The organism is Cupriavidus sp. AU9028 (genome assembly GCF_019795295.1).
Classification (GTDB): Bacteria; Pseudomonadota; Gammaproteobacteria; order Burkholderiales; family Burkholderiaceae; genus Cupriavidus.
Genome location: NZ_JAIMCG010000002.1, coordinates 73,848 through 88,538, shown reverse-complemented (window position 1 = coordinate 88,538; position 14,691 = coordinate 73,848). Strand labels below are relative to the sequence as shown.

At 67.7% G+C, this 14,691-nt stretch carries 11 protein-coding genes; 4 read left to right on the top strand and 7 right to left on the bottom strand.

Annotation, left to right across the window (positions count from 1 at the left end):
• Positions 1–8 precede the first annotated feature (8 nt).
• The 7 genes from K6V06_RS02725 to K6V06_RS02695 form a co-directional block, all read right to left on the bottom strand.
• Positions 9–1,073 (bottom strand): ABC transporter ATP-binding protein, encoded by a 1,065-nt coding sequence (locus K6V06_RS02725; protein ID WP_222240052.1) that lies wholly within the window; start codon positions 1,071–1,073, stop codon positions 9–11.
• Positions 1,070–2,062 (bottom strand): ABC transporter ATP-binding protein, encoded by a 993-nt coding sequence (locus K6V06_RS02720; protein ID WP_222240051.1) that lies wholly within the window; start codon positions 2,060–2,062, stop codon positions 1,070–1,072. Before K6V06_RS02720 ends, K6V06_RS02725 begins: the two co-directional genes overlap by 4 nt.
• Before the next feature lie 49 nt (positions 2,063–2,111).
• A complete protein-coding gene (locus K6V06_RS02715) occupies positions 2,112–3,770 on the bottom strand; it encodes an ABC transporter substrate-binding protein (protein ID WP_370637382.1) in 1,659 nt (552 codons plus the stop codon).
• Positions 3,771–3,923: 153 nt separating this feature from the next.
• Positions 3,924–4,850 (bottom strand): ABC transporter permease, encoded by a 927-nt coding sequence (locus K6V06_RS02710; RefSeq protein ID WP_222240049.1) that lies wholly within the window; start codon positions 4,848–4,850, stop codon positions 3,924–3,926.
• Positions 4,850–5,806 carry an ABC transporter permease gene (locus K6V06_RS02705; protein WP_222240048.1) on the bottom strand — a complete coding sequence of 319 codons (957 nt, stop codon included), beginning with the start codon at positions 5,804–5,806 and terminating at the stop codon, positions 4,850–4,852. Before K6V06_RS02705 ends, K6V06_RS02710 begins: the two co-directional genes overlap by 1 nt.
• Before the next feature lie 368 nt (positions 5,807–6,174).
• Positions 6,175–7,305 (bottom strand): acyl-CoA dehydrogenase family protein, encoded by a 1,131-nt coding sequence (locus tag K6V06_RS02700; RefSeq protein WP_222240047.1) that lies wholly within the window; start codon positions 7,303–7,305, stop codon positions 6,175–6,177.
• 46 nt (positions 7,306–7,351) lie between these two features.
• Positions 7,352–8,536, bottom strand: coding sequence for an acyl-CoA dehydrogenase family protein (locus tag K6V06_RS02695; RefSeq protein ID WP_222240046.1), 1,185 nt, complete (start codon positions 8,534–8,536; stop codon positions 7,352–7,354).
• A 322-nt stretch (positions 8,537–8,858) separates the two neighbouring features.
• On the opposite strand from K6V06_RS02695, the gene K6V06_RS02690 reads away from it, so the two are divergent.
• The 4 genes from K6V06_RS02690 (at position 8,859) to K6V06_RS02675 (ending at position 14,680) form a co-directional block, all read left to right on the top strand.
• Positions 8,859–9,794 carry an alpha/beta fold hydrolase gene (locus K6V06_RS02690; protein WP_222240045.1) on the top strand — a complete coding sequence of 312 codons (936 nt, stop codon included), beginning with the start codon at positions 8,859–8,861 and terminating at the stop codon, positions 9,792–9,794.
• Positions 9,791–10,492, top strand: a complete 702-nt coding sequence (locus K6V06_RS02685) for an alpha/beta fold hydrolase (protein ID WP_222240044.1) — start codon at positions 9,791–9,793, stop codon at positions 10,490–10,492. Before K6V06_RS02690 ends, K6V06_RS02685 begins: the two co-directional genes overlap by 4 nt.
• A gap of 178 nt (positions 10,493–10,670) precedes the next feature.
• A complete protein-coding gene (locus K6V06_RS02680) occupies positions 10,671–12,428 on the top strand; it encodes a long-chain-fatty-acid--CoA ligase (RefSeq protein WP_222240043.1) in 1,758 nt (585 codons plus the stop codon).
• Between the two features lie 161 nt (positions 12,429–12,589).
• Positions 12,590–14,680 (top strand): 3-hydroxyacyl-CoA dehydrogenase NAD-binding domain-containing protein, encoded by a 2,091-nt coding sequence (locus K6V06_RS02675; protein WP_222240042.1) that lies wholly within the window; start codon positions 12,590–12,592, stop codon positions 14,678–14,680.
• The last annotated feature ends 11 nt before the right edge of the window (positions 14,681–14,691 follow it).

Here is a 14,691-nt window from a genome sequence, read left to right as displayed (position 1 = left end):
CAGCCTGGCTAGTCGTAAAGATGGCAGGCCACCATCTGCCCGTCGCCATGATCGCGCAAGTCCGGCTCCTGACTGCGGCAGTGCTCCATCGCCGCGGGACAGCGCGTATGAAAGCGGCAGCCGGCCGGCGGATTCAGCGGGCTCGGCACCTCGCCGCGCAGCACGATCCGCTTGCGCAAGCGCTCGGTCTGCACGTTGGCGACGGGCACCGCTGACAGCAGCGCCTGTGTGTAGGGATGACGGGGGCGCGCATAGAGCGCGTCCCGGTCCGCGATCTCGACGATACGGCCCAGGTACATCACGGCAATGCGGTCGCTGATATGCCGGACCACGGCAAGGTCATGGGCGATGAACAGATAGGACAGCCCGAGCCGGCGCTGCAGCGCCATGAAGACGTTGACGACCTGGGCCTGGATGGAGACGTCGAGCGCCGAGACCGGTTCGTCGCAGACAATCACCGCGGGCTTGAGCGCCAGTGCGCGGGCGATGCCGATGCGCTGGCGCTGGCCGCCCGAGAACTCATGGGGGTAGCGGTCGGCCATGTAGGGCAGCAGTCCGACCATTTCCAGCAGCTCCGCCACACGGGCCCGCGTCGCCTCGCGGTCGCCGGCAAGGCCGTGGATCTCGAGCGGTTCGGCGACCAGGTCGCGCACCCGCATGCGGGGATTGAGCGAGCCGAACGGGTCCTGGTAGACCATCTGCACGCTGCGGCGGAAGTGCCGCTCCTGGGCGCGGTCCATCGAGGCCAGGTCGGTACCGTCGTAGGTAATGCGTCCCCCGCTGGTTTCCAGCATCTTCAGGATCGCCAGGCCGGTGGTCGACTTGCCGCATCCGCTCTCGCCGACGAGTCCGAGCGTTTCGCCCTGACGCAGCGTGAACGATACGCCGTCGACCGCCTTGACCGATCCGGTCCGGCGTTTGACCAGCACGCCGCGCGTGACGGGAAAATGCACCTTCAGATCCTGCACGCGGAGAATCTCGCGGCCCGGCTGCGGCCGGGGGGCGGGCTCGATGGCGGTGGCCACCGAAGGCGGGGTAGCGGTGCTCGCTTCGATGTCGAGGGTGGCGGTCATGCGATCTCCTGCAGGTGGCAGGCGTTCAGGTGACGGGAATCGCCTTTCGGCCCGGCGGCATCCTGCAGGGCGGGACGCACCGTGGCGCAGCGCGCCTGTGCGAGCGGGCAGCGGGGCCGGAATGCGCAACCCGGCCCCAACGCGGTAAGGTCGGGCGGCTGCCCCTCGATAGGCACCAGCGGCTGGCTGGTGTCGCCATCCAGCCTCGGCACGCACGCCATCAACCCGCGCGTATAGGGATGGCGCGGCGCGCGGTAAAGCGCTTCGGCGGATGCCATCTCGACCAGGCGGCCGCCGTACATCACCGCGACGCGGTCGGCATAGCGTGCAACCACGCCGAGATCGTGGGTGATCAGGATCAGTGCGGTGCCGGTGCGTCGGGCGAGATCCTGCAGCAGGTCCAGGATCTGCGCCTGCACCGTGACATCCAGCGCGGTGGTCGGTTCGTCGGCAATGATCAACTGTGGCCGGCACGCGAGCGCCATGGCGATCATCGCCCGCTGGCGCATGCCACCGGAGAACTGATGCGGGTACGCGCCCAGACGGCTGGCCGGCTCCGGTATCTGCACCTGGCCGAGAAGTTCGGTCGCCATGCCGAGCGCGGTTTTCCAGGGCAGGCCGCGGTGCAGGCGGATCGGCTCCGCGATCTGCTTGCCGATGGTCAGCGCCGGGTTCAGCGACGACATCGGCTCCTGGAAGATCATCGCGATGCGGTTGCCGCGGATCGCACGCATGCCGGGTGCATCGAGCTTGAGCAGGTCCTTGCCATCGAACAGGATCTCTCCTTCGTCGATGGAACCGGCCGGTCGAGGGATCAGGCCGAGGATGGAGAGCGCGGTCACGCTCTTGCCGGAGCCGGACTCGCCGACGATGGCAAGCGTCTCCCCGGGCGCGACGTCGAACGACACCCGATCCACCGCGGTCACCACACCGCGATCGGTGCGAAAGCGGGTGGTCAGGTTACGGACCTGCAGGATGGGCTGCGTCATCGCTGGCTCCTCGTCAGGCATGGCAGGGCGGGTTTCCCGGGCATCCGGGTCAGAAGCCCATCTTCTTCTTCATCTCCTGGTCGATCCATAGCCGCGCATAGATCGGCCCGGGCCGGACCGCGCCGGCCCGCAGTTCGCCGCCATAGTTCTTCACCCACGGCCACCAGGCGGTGTAGACATACTGCGTGGGCAGCCAGATATACGGGGCCTGGTCGACGATCTCGCGGGTCAGCGCGCGCAGCGCCTCCTGGCGCTTGCCCGTATCGCGAATCTCGAAGGCCTGCTCGACGCGCTTGTCGAAGTTCGGATCCTTCCACTGGGCCGCGTTCCACACCTGGCCGCTGACGAAGCTCTTGCGGATGGTGGTGGTGGGATTGGTATGGCCATTGCTCATCAGGTAGCCCGGCGCATTGGTCCTGGTCGTCATGGCCGACAGGAAGGCGCCGTACTCCATCGGCTGGACCTCGATCTTCACGTTGACCTGCTGCAGGTAGGCGGCGATCAGCGGCAGCAATTCCATGTGGTCCTGGTTGCAGGCGCAGACCTGCACCTTGAAGGTGAAGCCCTTCGGATAGCCGGCCTCGGCCAGCAGCTTGCGCGCCTTGTCGGGGTTGTAGGTGAACAGCTCCTTCACGCTATCGGGCATTGCGCTGAGCGGCTCGTAATAGCCGCCATAGTCCGGATGCTGCGGATAGGCGAACAGCTCCGCGTTGCCGCCGTAGTACTGCTTGACGATCTCCTGCTTGTTGACCGCCATGTTCAGCGCGCGCCGGACCCGGATATCGTTGAAGGGCTTGGTATCGACGCGCAGCGCCAGGTACTGGCCGGTATAGGACAGCCAGCGCGACCATTGCAGTTGCGGCGCGCTGCGCTTCAACTCCTCCACGGCGGTCCAGCGCAGGCCTTCCATGATGTCGAGCTTGCCCGTGCGCAGCATGGTGTTGCGGGTGGCCTCGTCCTTGATGGTGCGCAGCACCACCTTGTCGACGAAGGGCAGCTTGTACTCCTTGCCGCCGATGCGCTCGCTGTCCCAGTAGTTGGCGTTCTTGTCGTAGGTGGTCGAATTGCCCTGGACGAACTGGGTCAGCGTGAAGGGGCCGGAGCCGTTGACGTGCTTCCAGTTGGCCGCGCCGGCCGTCGCCACCTCCCTGGGCATGATGCCGGAGTAGTAGCCCCAGCCGAAGCGGTAGTCCCATTCCGCATTGAACTCCTTGAAGCGGAACAACACCGTGTGCTTGTCCGCGGCCTCGACCTTGCTCAGGTGATCGAAGTAGGTCGGGATCTTCTTCGGACTCGCTTCCTGTCTCGTATAGCTGAACACCACGTCCTCGGCCACCAGCTCGCGCGCCTCCATCACGCCGGGCTTGGCAGGGAACGTGACGCCCTTGCGCAGCTTGACCTCCAGCGTCAGCGGGTCGATCCATTTCCACGACTCGGCCAGTTCGCCGCGGATCGCATCCTCGGGCAGCCAGGCATCGGCCTGGAACGCATACTTGCCGCCATTGCGCTTTGCCTTGCTCAGGTCCGCGGCAAAGAGATGTTCGTAGACCTGTCCGGTGTCGTAGTTCTGCTTCCAGTTCCAGTCGGCCAGATCCCAGGACAATGCCGAGATGGTGGGGTACACCGAGCCGATCTCCACCGTGCCGCCATAGCGGGGCGCCTGCGGCTGGCCCTGCGCGTGGGCGGGGCCGGGGTGCAGCGCGAGCATGGCGGTTGCGGCCACGCTTGCCGCCAGCGTTGCCAGGCTGCGGGCAGTACGGTGCTTCTGCTTCATCGCTGTCTCCTGTCGTTCTTGTTGCCGCGAAACTCGCTGGCGGAAATTCGGGCAGCGGCGCGCGTTTCCGCGCCGCGGTCGCGGTGGCTAGCGCGAGCCACGCATGCGGGGATCGAGCAGGTCCCGCAGCGCATCGCCGTAGACATTGATCGCGTAGACCACGACGGTCAGGCACGCGCCCGGCGCGAGGGCGAGCCAGGGTCCCTGGAACATGAAGGTGCGCCCGTCGCCGGACAGCATGCCGCCCCAGGTGGGGGCAGGCGGCGGAACGCCCAGGCCAAGGAAGGACAGCCCGGATTCGGCAAGGATCGCCGTGCCGACCCGGGTGGTGAACAGCACGATGACCGGCGGCAGGACGTTGGGCAGGATATGGCGCCACAGGATGCGCGAGGTCGAGGCGCCCATCGACTGCGCGGCATGGACGTACATGTTCTCGCGCACGGAGACCACCGCGCTGCGCACGATGCGCGAGCCGCCGATGCCGAGCAGCAGCCCGAGGGTCACCACGATCTGCCAGCTGCCGGGCCCCAGCACCGATACCACGACGATCAGGATGACGAGGTCGGGAAAGCTCATCCACGCGTCGACAAAGCGCTGCGTGACCAGATCGAATTTGCCGCCCAGATAGCCCGTCAGGATGCCGAGCAGCACCGATACCGCGGTGGCCAGCGTGGCGGCGGACAGGCCGATCACCACCGACAGCTGGGCCCCGTGCAGGCAGCGCGACAGCATGTCGCGGCCGAGGTTGTCGGTGCCGAACGGGTGTTCCCACGAGGGCGCCTGCAGCCGCTGCAGCATGTTGATTTCGTTGACGCCGTAGGGTGCGAGCACGTCGGCGAAGACGCCGCAGAAGAGGAAGAGGGCGCAGATCACGGCGCCGGCCGCGCCGAGCGGTTTTTCGCGAAACAGCCGGCGCACGGCCGCGATACCGGGCCAGCGGCGGGCCGTCGTGACGGGCTCCGCCGCCGGTGCGACTGCGGCGAGCGCGGAAGGGGAGGTGGCGGAGCGGGCCATCAGCGATGCCTCACTTTCGGGTCGAACAGGCCGTAGCTCAGGTCGACCAGCAGATTGATCAGCATCACCGCCACGCCGACGACGAGAAACACCCCGGTGATGATGGGATAGTCGCGCTGGTGCACCGCATCGAGCAGCAGCAGCCCCATGCCTGGCAGCGCGAAGATCTGCTCGATGATCACGGCACCGCCGATCAGCAGCGGCGCCTGCAGGCCGACCAGCGTGACCACGGGGATCAGGGCGTTGCGCAGCGCATGCCGCAGGATCACCATCCGTTCGTTCAGTCCCTTCGCCCAGGCCGTGCGGATATAGTCCTGCCGCAGCACCTCCAGCATCATGGTGCGCGTCATCCGCATGGTGATTGCCGACAGTGACATGCCCAGCACGATCGCCGGCACCAGCATCTGCCGCACGTGCTGCACGGGGTCTTCCCGGAACGGCACGAAGCGGACTTCGGGCGACCAGCCCCACCACACCGACGGAAACACCATCACCATCGTGCCGAGCCAGAAGCTTGGCACCGCCAGCATCAGGATGGAGAACGAGCGGGCCAGGTAGTCCGCCGCACTGTCCTGCCGGATCGCGGACAGCACGCCGATCGGCAGCGCGACGGACAACGCCACCACCAGCGCGATGAGGCCGAGCGACAGCGTGACCGGGATGCGGTCCGCCACCATCCGCAGCACCGGCTCCTGCTGCCATAGCGACACACCAAGGTCGCCGCGCAGCACGATATTGCCGATCCAGTGCAGGTACTGGCGCCAGATGGGCTGGTCCAGCCCGAGGAGCGCCATCAGTTCGTCGCGGGTGCGGGCATCGGCGCTGATGTCGTTCTGGCTGAGCATCAGGTCCACCACATCGCCAGGCACCAGACGCACGATGGAGAACACGATGATGCTGGCAAACAGCAGGGTGGGCAGCAGCGCCAGCAGGCGGCGTGCGAGGTAGGCGCTCATGTCAATCCCCGGCACGGCACGCCGCGGGCCCGGGGCGGCACCGTTTGCGCGGTGGGTGCAGGCGCATCGAACGGCTCCCCGCGCGTATCGCGAACGGAGATACCGCCTTCACGATTCTTGCTGATGCTCCGGCCATGCTGTCTCCTGTTCCCGCATTGCGCTGGGGTGGCATGCGGGTTATTTGCACGGGGAATGCAGCGGTTCTGATGCGCGACGGATGTTGCGCGGCGGCGCTTGCACTGCTGCTCGCCTGCGCCGCGCATCACCGAGTCCAGCATACTAATCGTTCGAACCCTTGACAACCTGCGATGCCGCCAGGGCGCTAGTGAATTTCCCGGAGGCGGCTGTTGCACTGCGAAGACGGCGCGCTAGTAGCCCCGCAATCGCGCCCATCGATCGGCATGGAAAAGCGAGTCGCCGAGCCACTCCTGCGCGGTGCGGGCGCGCTTCATGAAGAAGCCGATCTCGAACTCGTCGGTCATGCCGATGCCGCCGTGCATCTGCACGGCCTCCTGCACGGCGAGGGTCGCGGTGTCACCGGCACGGGCCTTCGCCATCGAGGCCAATGCATCAGGTCCGTCGGGCGGGCGGCGATCGAGCGCTTGCTGGCAGCCGAGCACGGCCGCGCGCGTCAGTTCGATCTCGGTGAACAGGTGCGCGGCGCGGTGCTGCAAGGCCTGGAATTCGCCAATGATGCGGCCGAACTGGCGTCTCTCCTTCAGATAGGCAAGCGTGCGCGTGAAGGCCTCGTCGGCGATGCCCAGCAGTTCCGAGGACAGCACGGCGCGGCCAAGATCAAGCGCGCGCTCGAGCATCGGCGCCCCCTCGCCCGGCGCGCCGAGTACGGCGCTGTGGGGGACCACCACATTGTCGAAGGCAATGCGCGCTGCCTGCGAGGCATCGGCGAGCACGACCCGCTCGACCGCCACGCCGGGCGTGCCCCGCGGCACCAGCAGCAGCGTGATGCCATCGTCGTGGCCAGTGCGCGCCGCCACGATGAGCGTGTCGGCAACATGTCCATCGACCACGAACTGCTTGCAGCCGTCAATGTGGTAGCCGTCCGCGAGCGGCGTGGCGCGGGTATCGACGCGCGAGGGGCGATGCCGCGCGCCTTCGTCCAGCGCCAGCGCGGTCAGGTGGCGCCCGCTGGCGATTTCCGGCAGCAAGGCGTCGCGTTGCGCCTCCGTGCCCCAGGCGGTCAGCAGGGAGGCGCCGAGCACGGCGGTGGACAGGAACGGCGAGGGCGCGAGGGTCCTGCCGATGGCCTCCATGACCACGCCGGCCTCGACCGCGCCAAGCTCGCTGCCGCCCCAGCGCTCCGGCACCAGCACGCCGGCCAGGCCCAGGTCGGCAAAGCCCTGCCACAGCGCACGGGAGAAGCCGGTTTCGTCGCCGGCGTCGCGCATGGCGCGCAGCGCGCGGATCGGGGCGTTCTCGCGCAGGAACGTCAGCGCGCTGTCGCGCAGCATCTGCTGCGTATCGGTCAATACGATGGCCATTGACTGTCCTCGGGACGGGCTGGCGGGAGACTGCGTGGGCGTCTGGTCAGGCGCCGGGCAGGCCGAGAATGCGCTTGGCGACGATGTTCAGCTGTATCTCGCTGGTGCCGCCTTCGATGGAGTTGGCCTTGGTGCGCAGCCATGCCCGTGCGGTCGCACCCTGGCGGCTGCGCTCGCTCTCCCATTCCAGCGCGTCGCTGCCGCCGGCCGACATCAGCAGTTCATGACGCCGCTTGTTCAGTTCGGCGCCGTAGTACTTGAGCACGGAGGAGAAGGCCGCGATGCCGTCCCCCTGACGGGCAAGGTCGCGCACCCGTTCGCCGGCGAAGCCGAATGCGGCCTCGTCGATTTCGAAGCGGGCGATTTGCGCCCGCAGCATGGGATCGTCCAGGCGCCCGGCTTCGTCGGTGCCGATGATCCGAGCCGCGTGCTGGCCCAGCGGCTGGCGAAATCCACGGCTGCCGATGGCGCTGATCATGTCGCGCTCGTGCGTCAGCAGGTATTTGGCGATCTCCCATCCGCCGTGGATCTCGCCGACCAGCTGGTCGCGCGGCACCACCACATTGTCGAAGAAGGTCTCGCAGAAGGGCGACTTGCCGGAGATCAGCACGATGGGCCGGGTGGTGACGCCCGGCGTCTCCATGTCGAACAGCAGGAAGCTGATGCCGGTGTGCTTCTGCGCCGCGAAATCGGTGCGCAGCAGGCAGAAGATCCAGTCGGCCTTGTCGGCGTAGGAGGTCCAGATCTTCTGGCCGTTGACGACGAAATGATCGCCGCGGTCCTCGGCGCGTGTCTGCAGCGCGGCCAGGTCCGAGCCGGCATTGGGCTCGGAGTAGCCCTGGCACCAGCGGATCTCGCCTCGCGCGATGGGGGGCAGATGCTGCTGCTTCTGCGCCTGCGTGCCGTACTTGAGCAGCGCAGGTCCCAGCATCGAGATGCCGAAGCTCTGCAGCGGGGTGCGGCAGCCGAGCCGCTGCATTTCCTCGCGCAGCACCTTGGCCTGCTCGCGGGTCAGCCCGCCGCCGCCATATTCGCGCGGCCACTCCGGCACGGTCCAGCCGCGTTCGGCCATGCGTTCGAGCCACTGGCGCTGCGCCTGCGAGCGGAAGCGGAACTTGCGCCCGCCCCAGCAGATGTCGTCATCGTCCTGCACGGGCTGCCGCATCTCGGGCGGGCAATTGGCCTGCAGCCAGGCGTGCGCCTGCCGCCGGAACGTCTCGAGGTCGTCCACTTCCGTCTCCTGTCTACACCGGCCTCTGCGGGCCGTGCAGTCCGTTATAGGAGCGACATCGGCGCGGGTCAATACGCAATTTACGAAAATGAGATCTCGCGTACGGAGCGAAAGCCGGCCCGGCGGCGAGGAAGCGGCGCACAATAAACGGACAGCTGGCGCGTTCGGCTGGATGTGCTAGGATCGATCGGAACATACCAAGAACACGAAAGGGCAGGGAAGGCGGCACGCTTGCGAGCTTGCGCGCCGACCAGGTCCGATCGGCGTACGCCTGGCCCCGGGACGTTGCGATGCATCGTGGAGGCCGGCGCAAGGCGGAGACATGCAAGATAGCGAGGCCACGGCATGCCGCGAGGCATGGACCTATCCCGGCGCGAGAGCGCCGGATCGACAGCGCCGGATAGACGCGGGAGGCGTCAGCCTGGCGGTTCACGAATGGGGCGAGCCGGATGCCCCGCCGGTGCTGCTGGTCCATGGCGCGCTGGACTTCGCCCGCACCTTCGACACCTTCGCGCCCCTGCTTGCGGATGCCGGGCTGCGGGTGGTCTCCTACGACCAGCGCGGCCATGGGGACTCGGATCACGCCGATCTCTACAGCTGGCTGGCGGACGTGCGCGATCTCCTTGCCGTCGCCGATTCCATCGACCGCGCGCCGCTGCCCGCGATCGGCCATAGCAAGGGCGGCGCGCTGCTGGTCCACGCCGTACAGGCCCTGCCGCACCGCTTCACCCGCTTTGCCGCCATCGATGGCCTGCCGTTCCGCAGCCCGGCCAAGGATGGCGCGGTGCGGGTCGGCAAGTCGCCGTTGACGTTGCCCGCCGTGGCGCGCTGGCTCGACTCGCGGCGCGAGGGCAGCGCGCGAGAGCGGCGTCCCGGCACACTACGCGAACTCGCCACGCGCAGGGCGAGGATGAACCCGCGCCTCGATCACGAGTGGCTCTGCTACATCGCCTCGCACGGCGCGCGCCGCGATGCCGACGGCTGGCGCTGGAAGCTCGATCCGATGATCGGCGTGGGCGGCTTCGGCCCGATGCGGGCCCACTGGATGACCGACCGCCTGCCGGGCTTTCCGATTCCGATGCTGGCGATCTTTGGCTCGGAGAAGGAGCCGATGGGGTGGGATGCCACCGCGGACGACCTGATGCCGTACTTCCCGCCCGACACCGAAGTGCACCGGATGCGCGACGTTGGCCATTTCATCCATATCGAGCAGCCGCGGGAAACGGCGCAACGTATCCTGGAGTTTCTTCGCGCATGACACTTCCGTCGAGCCACACCCTGCGACATCACCGCCTGCGGCTGGCGCTGCATCGGCTCGCCGAGCGGCAGGGGCCGCCCCTGTTGTTGCTGCATGGATTGGGAGAGCGCTCGCCGTCCTCTCTGCCGCGGCACTACGCGGATTGGCCGGGGTCGGTGTTCGCGCTGGACTTCTGCGGCCATGGGCAATCGGATGCGCCGCGCGGCGGGGGATATAGCTGCGAGACGCTGCTGGCGGACGCCGATGCCGCGCTCGCGCATCTGGGACCCTGTACCGTGGCAGGGCGGGGCATCGGCGGCTATGTGGCGTTGCTGCTGGCCGGGGCCCGGCCCGAAGCGATCCGCGGCGCGCTGATCCTGGACGGGCCGGGCCTGACCGGCGGCGGGACCACCAGCAACCCGACGATCCCGGTGCCCGATCTGCGGCAGTGGGCGCCGCCCGATCCCTACGCCATGGCGGAGCTGTCCAACGATGTGCGCCCGCCGGGCTACGCAGCCAGTTTTGCCATGCTCGCCGCGCAGCAATCGCCGCTGGACACGCCGGTGACAGTTTGCGCGCGGGAGCGGCCGGCGTGGCTGGTCGCAGTGACGGAGATGCTGTCGCTGGAAACGGTGCCGCTGGAGATCGGGTTGCGGCGCTATGCGCAGGTCTGGCGTGCCGGCACCGACAAGCCAGGGCCGGGCGACGCCGGCCGGTGATGGCTCGCTACCCTCTCCCCCAACCCCTCTCCCGCGGGGCGGGAGAGGGGGAGAAAAACGGGCGCGTTCGACGCGCTGTCGGTTTGCCTCCCTCTCCCACTTGTGAGAGAGGGGCCGGGGGAGAGGATAGAGGGGCGCCCAGGAACGCCGCGGCCCGCCATTCACGACAGGAGACAAGATGGAAGCGAGGACCTATCCGGAGTTCAGCACCCATTACCCGCTGTTGTTGACGACCATCATGCGGCGCCCGGTGCGGATGTATCCCGAGCGCACGGGCATCGTCTACCGCAATCACGTCAGCGGCGAGTACTTCCGCTTCACCTGGCGCGAGTGGTACGGGCGGGTCTGCCAGCTGGCTCGCGCATTGACGGGCGAGCTCGATGTCGCGGCCGGCAGCCCGGGCGAGCCCGGCGACCGCATCGCCACCATGGCGCTGAACACCCATCGCCATCTCGAACTCTACTTCGGGGTGCCCGGCGTGGGCGCCACGCTGCACCCCGTCAACGTCCGCCTGTCGCCCGAGCATATCGTCTATACCATCCGGCATGCGCAGGACCGCGTGATCTTCTTCGACGACGTGCTGCTGCCGCTGGTCGAAGGCATCTACGACCATATCAAGGACGTGGTGCAGCAGTTCGTCTATATGTCCGACAAGCCAGGCCTGCCCGACACGCGCATCGCCGGACTGATCCACTACGAGGACCTGCTTGCCCGGCAGCCGGCCGGCTTCGACTGGCCCGCGCTGCACGAGGACACCAACGCCACGCTTTGCTACACCACCGGTACCACCGGGCAGCCCAAGGGCGCGACCTTCACGCACCGGCAGCTGTACCTGATGACCATCCATATGATGGCGCAGCAGGCGATTGCCAACACGCCGTCCATCGACATCGCCGATGGCCTGGGCGTGCGGCTCGGCGAGGGCGCAGTGCCGCTGCTCAATACGCCGCTGTTCCACATCCACGCCTGGGGCGCGCCCTTCGTCGCGGTCTACAGCGCGCACAAGATCGTGCTGCACGGCACCTTCACCGTGCAGGGGTTCTGCGAGCTGGTCGAGCGCGAGCGGGTGACGTCCGTGGGCATTGTCGCCACCATCGCCGCCATGCTGCTGGAATACCCGGACCTGCACAAGTACGACCTCAGCAGCCTGGTGCGCGTCAACGTCGGCGGCGGTGCGCTGCCGCTCGGATTGAAGAAGAAGCTCGAAGCGCTGATTCCGTCGTTCCGCATGAGCTCCGGCTACGGCATGACCGAGACCGCGCCGACCATCGTCAGTTCGTTCATCAAGCAGGACCTGGTCGATCTGGATCGCGAGCAGACCGACGCGCTGCTGGTCAAGGCCGGCCTGCCGATCCTCGGCGTCGATGTCGAGGTGGTCGATGGCGACGGCAATCCGGTGCCGCACGACGACCAGACCGTCGGCGAGATCGTGGTGCGCGCGCCCTGGACCACGGAGCGTTACTTCCGTGACGCGGAGAAAAGCGCGGAGCTGTGGCGCGGGGGCTGGCTGCATACCGGCGACCTCGGCAAGGTCGACGAGCACGGTTATATCACCATTGCCGACCGCATCAAGGACGTCATCCGCAGCGGTGCGGAGATGGTGCCCACGGTGCTGCTGGAGAACCTGATCGCCATGGCCGACTTCGTCCAGGAGGCCACGGTGGTCGGCGTGCCCGATCCCGTCTGGGGCGAACGGCCGATGGCACTGGTCAGCGTGCGCACCGGCTTCCAGGCCGACGAAGTCGACGTGATCGAATTCCTGAAGGTCCATGGCGTGCAGGCCGGCCGCATCACCAAGTGGATGCTGCCTACGCGCGTGGCCATCACGCGCGACATTCCCAAGACCAGTGTCGGCAAGTACAACAAGAAGCGTATCCGGGACGAACTGGAACGCTTCCTGGCGATAGCGAAGGACGTCAGCGCGCGGGCGAGTTGAGGGAGAGGGGGAAAGCCCATCGCCATCACGAGTTCCGACGGTTTTCTCCCCTCTCCCGCGTGCGGGAGAGGGGCGGGGGAGAGGGCCAGCGAGCGCACGCCACGCCCACGTCCTCCCAATTGCGCCAGACCAGCAACTTGCCCATCAAACACGGAGACACCATGCCAACCCTCAACGCCGTCACCGACCTCACCCTTGAAGACGGCATCGCCGTCTTGACCATCGACGCCCCGCCAGTCAACGCATTGTCCGCCGGCGTGCGTGCCGGCCTGCTCGCCGGAATCAGGCAGGCCGTCGAGGACGACGCGGTGCAGGCCATCGTGCTGATCTGCGCCGGCAAGACCTTCATCGCCGGCGCGGACATCACCGAGTTTGGCAAGCCGCCCCAGCCGCCGTCCTTGCCCGAGGTGCAATCGGCCATCGAGGATTCGCCCAAGCCCGTGATCGCCGTCATCCACGGCACCGCACTGGGCGGGGGCCTGGAAGTGGCGCTGGTCTGCCACTATCGCGTCGCGGCCCGCTCGGCGGCATGCGGCCTGCCGGAGGTCAATCTGGGCCTGTTGCCCGGCGCGGGCGGCACGCAACGGCTGCCCCGGCTGGTAGGCGTGGAAAGGGCGCTGGAGCTGGTCACCACCGGCATGCATGTGCCCGCGCCGGCGGCGGCCGAGATGGGTCTGGTCGACCTGGTCGTCGACGACGCCTCGCTGCGGCAGGAGGCCATTGCCTTCGCCCGGCAGGTCGTGGCGGAACGGCGCCCTCTGCGGCGCGTGCGCGATCTCGACGACCGTGTCGCCGCTGCCCGGGGCAAGCCCGAGCTGTTCGCACAGTTCCGCCGTGCCAACGCGAAGCGGTTTCGCGGCTTCCTCGCGCCCGAGTACAACATCCGCTGCATCGAGGCGGCGGTCGAACTGCCCTTCGACGAAGGTTTGCGGCGCGAGCGCGAAATGTTCGTCGAACTGCTGAAGGGCGAGCAATCGGCGGCGCAGCGGCACTATTTCTTTGCCTCGCGCGAGGTCTGGCGCCTTCCCGACATCGGCGCGGAGACGCCGCTGCTGCCGGTCGCCGCAATCGGCATCGTCGGCGCGGGGACGATGGGGGGCGGCATCGCGATGAACTTCCTGAACGCCGGCTATCCGGTGACCATCGTCGAGACCTCGCAGCAGGCACTGGACCGGGGCCTGGCCACGATCCGCCGCAACTACGAGAACACGGCGAAGAAGGGGCGCATCAGCGCCACCGACATCGAGCGGCGCATGGCGCTGCTGACCCCGGCATTGCAGATGGAAGCGCTGTCCCAGGCCGACCTGGTCATCGAGGCCGTGTTCGAGAACATGGACGTCAAGAAGGAGGTGTTCGCGCGGCTGGACCGCATCGCGAAGCCCGGTGCCATCCTGGCCACCAATACGTCCGCACTGGACGTGAACGAGATTGCCTCGGCGACATCGCGGCCCGAGTCCGTCATCGGGCTGCACTTCTTCTCGCCCGCCAACGTGATGAAGCTGCTGGAGGTGGTGCGGGCGGAAAAGACCTCCAGGCCGGTGATCCGCACCGCGATGGAGCTGGCGCGCAAGATCGGCAAGATCGCGGCACTGGTCGGCGTATGCCCCGGCTTCGTCGGCAACCGGATGCTGGCACAGCGCCAGCGCGAGGCGCACAGGCTGGTGCTGGAGGGCGCGCTACCCTGGGACGTCGATCGCGTGCTGGTGGAATTCGGTTTCCCGATGGGGCCGTTCGCCATGAGCGACCTCGCCGGGCTGGACCTCGGGTGGCGCCGCGAGACGTCGACCGGCTCGACCCTGCGCGAGATCCTGTGCGAGATGGATCGGCGCGGGCAGAAGACCGGTGCCGGCTACTACGACTACGACGAAGCCCGCAACGCCCGGCCGTCGCCGGTGGTCGAGCAGTTGATCCGCGAGTTCGCGGCGCGTCAGGGCCGCACCAGCCGCACCGTGTCGGATCAGGAGATTCTGGAGCGCTGTCTCTATCCGATGATCAACGAAGGCGCGAAGATCCTGGAGGAGGGCAAGGCGATCCGCGCATCGGATATCGATGTGATCTGGGTCAACGGCTATGGATGGCCGGTCTATCGGGGCGGGCCAATGTTCCATGCCGACACCGTCGGGCTGGACAAGGTCGTGCAGACGTTGCGCGGCTATCAGGAAACCCTGGGCGCCGATTTCGAGCCGGCGCGGTCGCTGGAAGAACTGGCCGCGGCCGGCGGCAGCTTCAGCAAGCCGGCGCAGCGGCAATAGCCGCCGCAGTC

Excerpts from the sequence above, each read along its gene's own strand:
- K6V06_RS02725 (WP_222240052.1), bottom strand. The coding sequence starts at position 1,073 with ATGACCGCCACCCTCGACATCGAAGCGAGCACCGCTACCCCGCCTTCG.
- K6V06_RS02720 (WP_222240051.1), bottom strand. The coding sequence starts at position 2,062 with ATGACGCAGCCCATCCTGCAGGTCCGTAACCTGACCACCCGCTTTCGC.
- K6V06_RS02715 (WP_370637382.1), bottom strand. The coding sequence starts at position 3,770 with ATGCTCGCGCTGCACCCCGGCCCCGCCCACGCGCAGGGCCAGCCGCAG.
- K6V06_RS02710 (WP_222240049.1), bottom strand. The coding sequence starts at position 4,850 with ATGGCCCGCTCCGCCACCTCCCCTTCCGCGCTCGCCGCAGTCGCACCG.
- K6V06_RS02705 (WP_222240048.1), bottom strand. The coding sequence starts at position 5,806 with ATGAGCGCCTACCTCGCACGCCGCCTGCTGGCGCTGCTGCCCACCCTG.
- K6V06_RS02700 (WP_222240047.1), bottom strand. The coding sequence starts at position 7,305 with ATGGCCATCGTATTGACCGATACGCAGCAGATGCTGCGCGACAGCGCG.
- K6V06_RS02690 (WP_222240045.1), top strand. The coding sequence starts at position 8,859 with ATGCAAGATAGCGAGGCCACGGCATGCCGCGAGGCATGGACCTATCCC.
- K6V06_RS02685 (WP_222240044.1), top strand. The coding sequence starts at position 9,791 with ATGACACTTCCGTCGAGCCACACCCTGCGACATCACCGCCTGCGGCTG.
- K6V06_RS02680 (WP_222240043.1), top strand. The coding sequence starts at position 10,671 with ATGGAAGCGAGGACCTATCCGGAGTTCAGCACCCATTACCCGCTGTTG.
- K6V06_RS02675 (WP_222240042.1), top strand. The coding sequence starts at position 12,590 with ATGCCAACCCTCAACGCCGTCACCGACCTCACCCTTGAAGACGGCATC.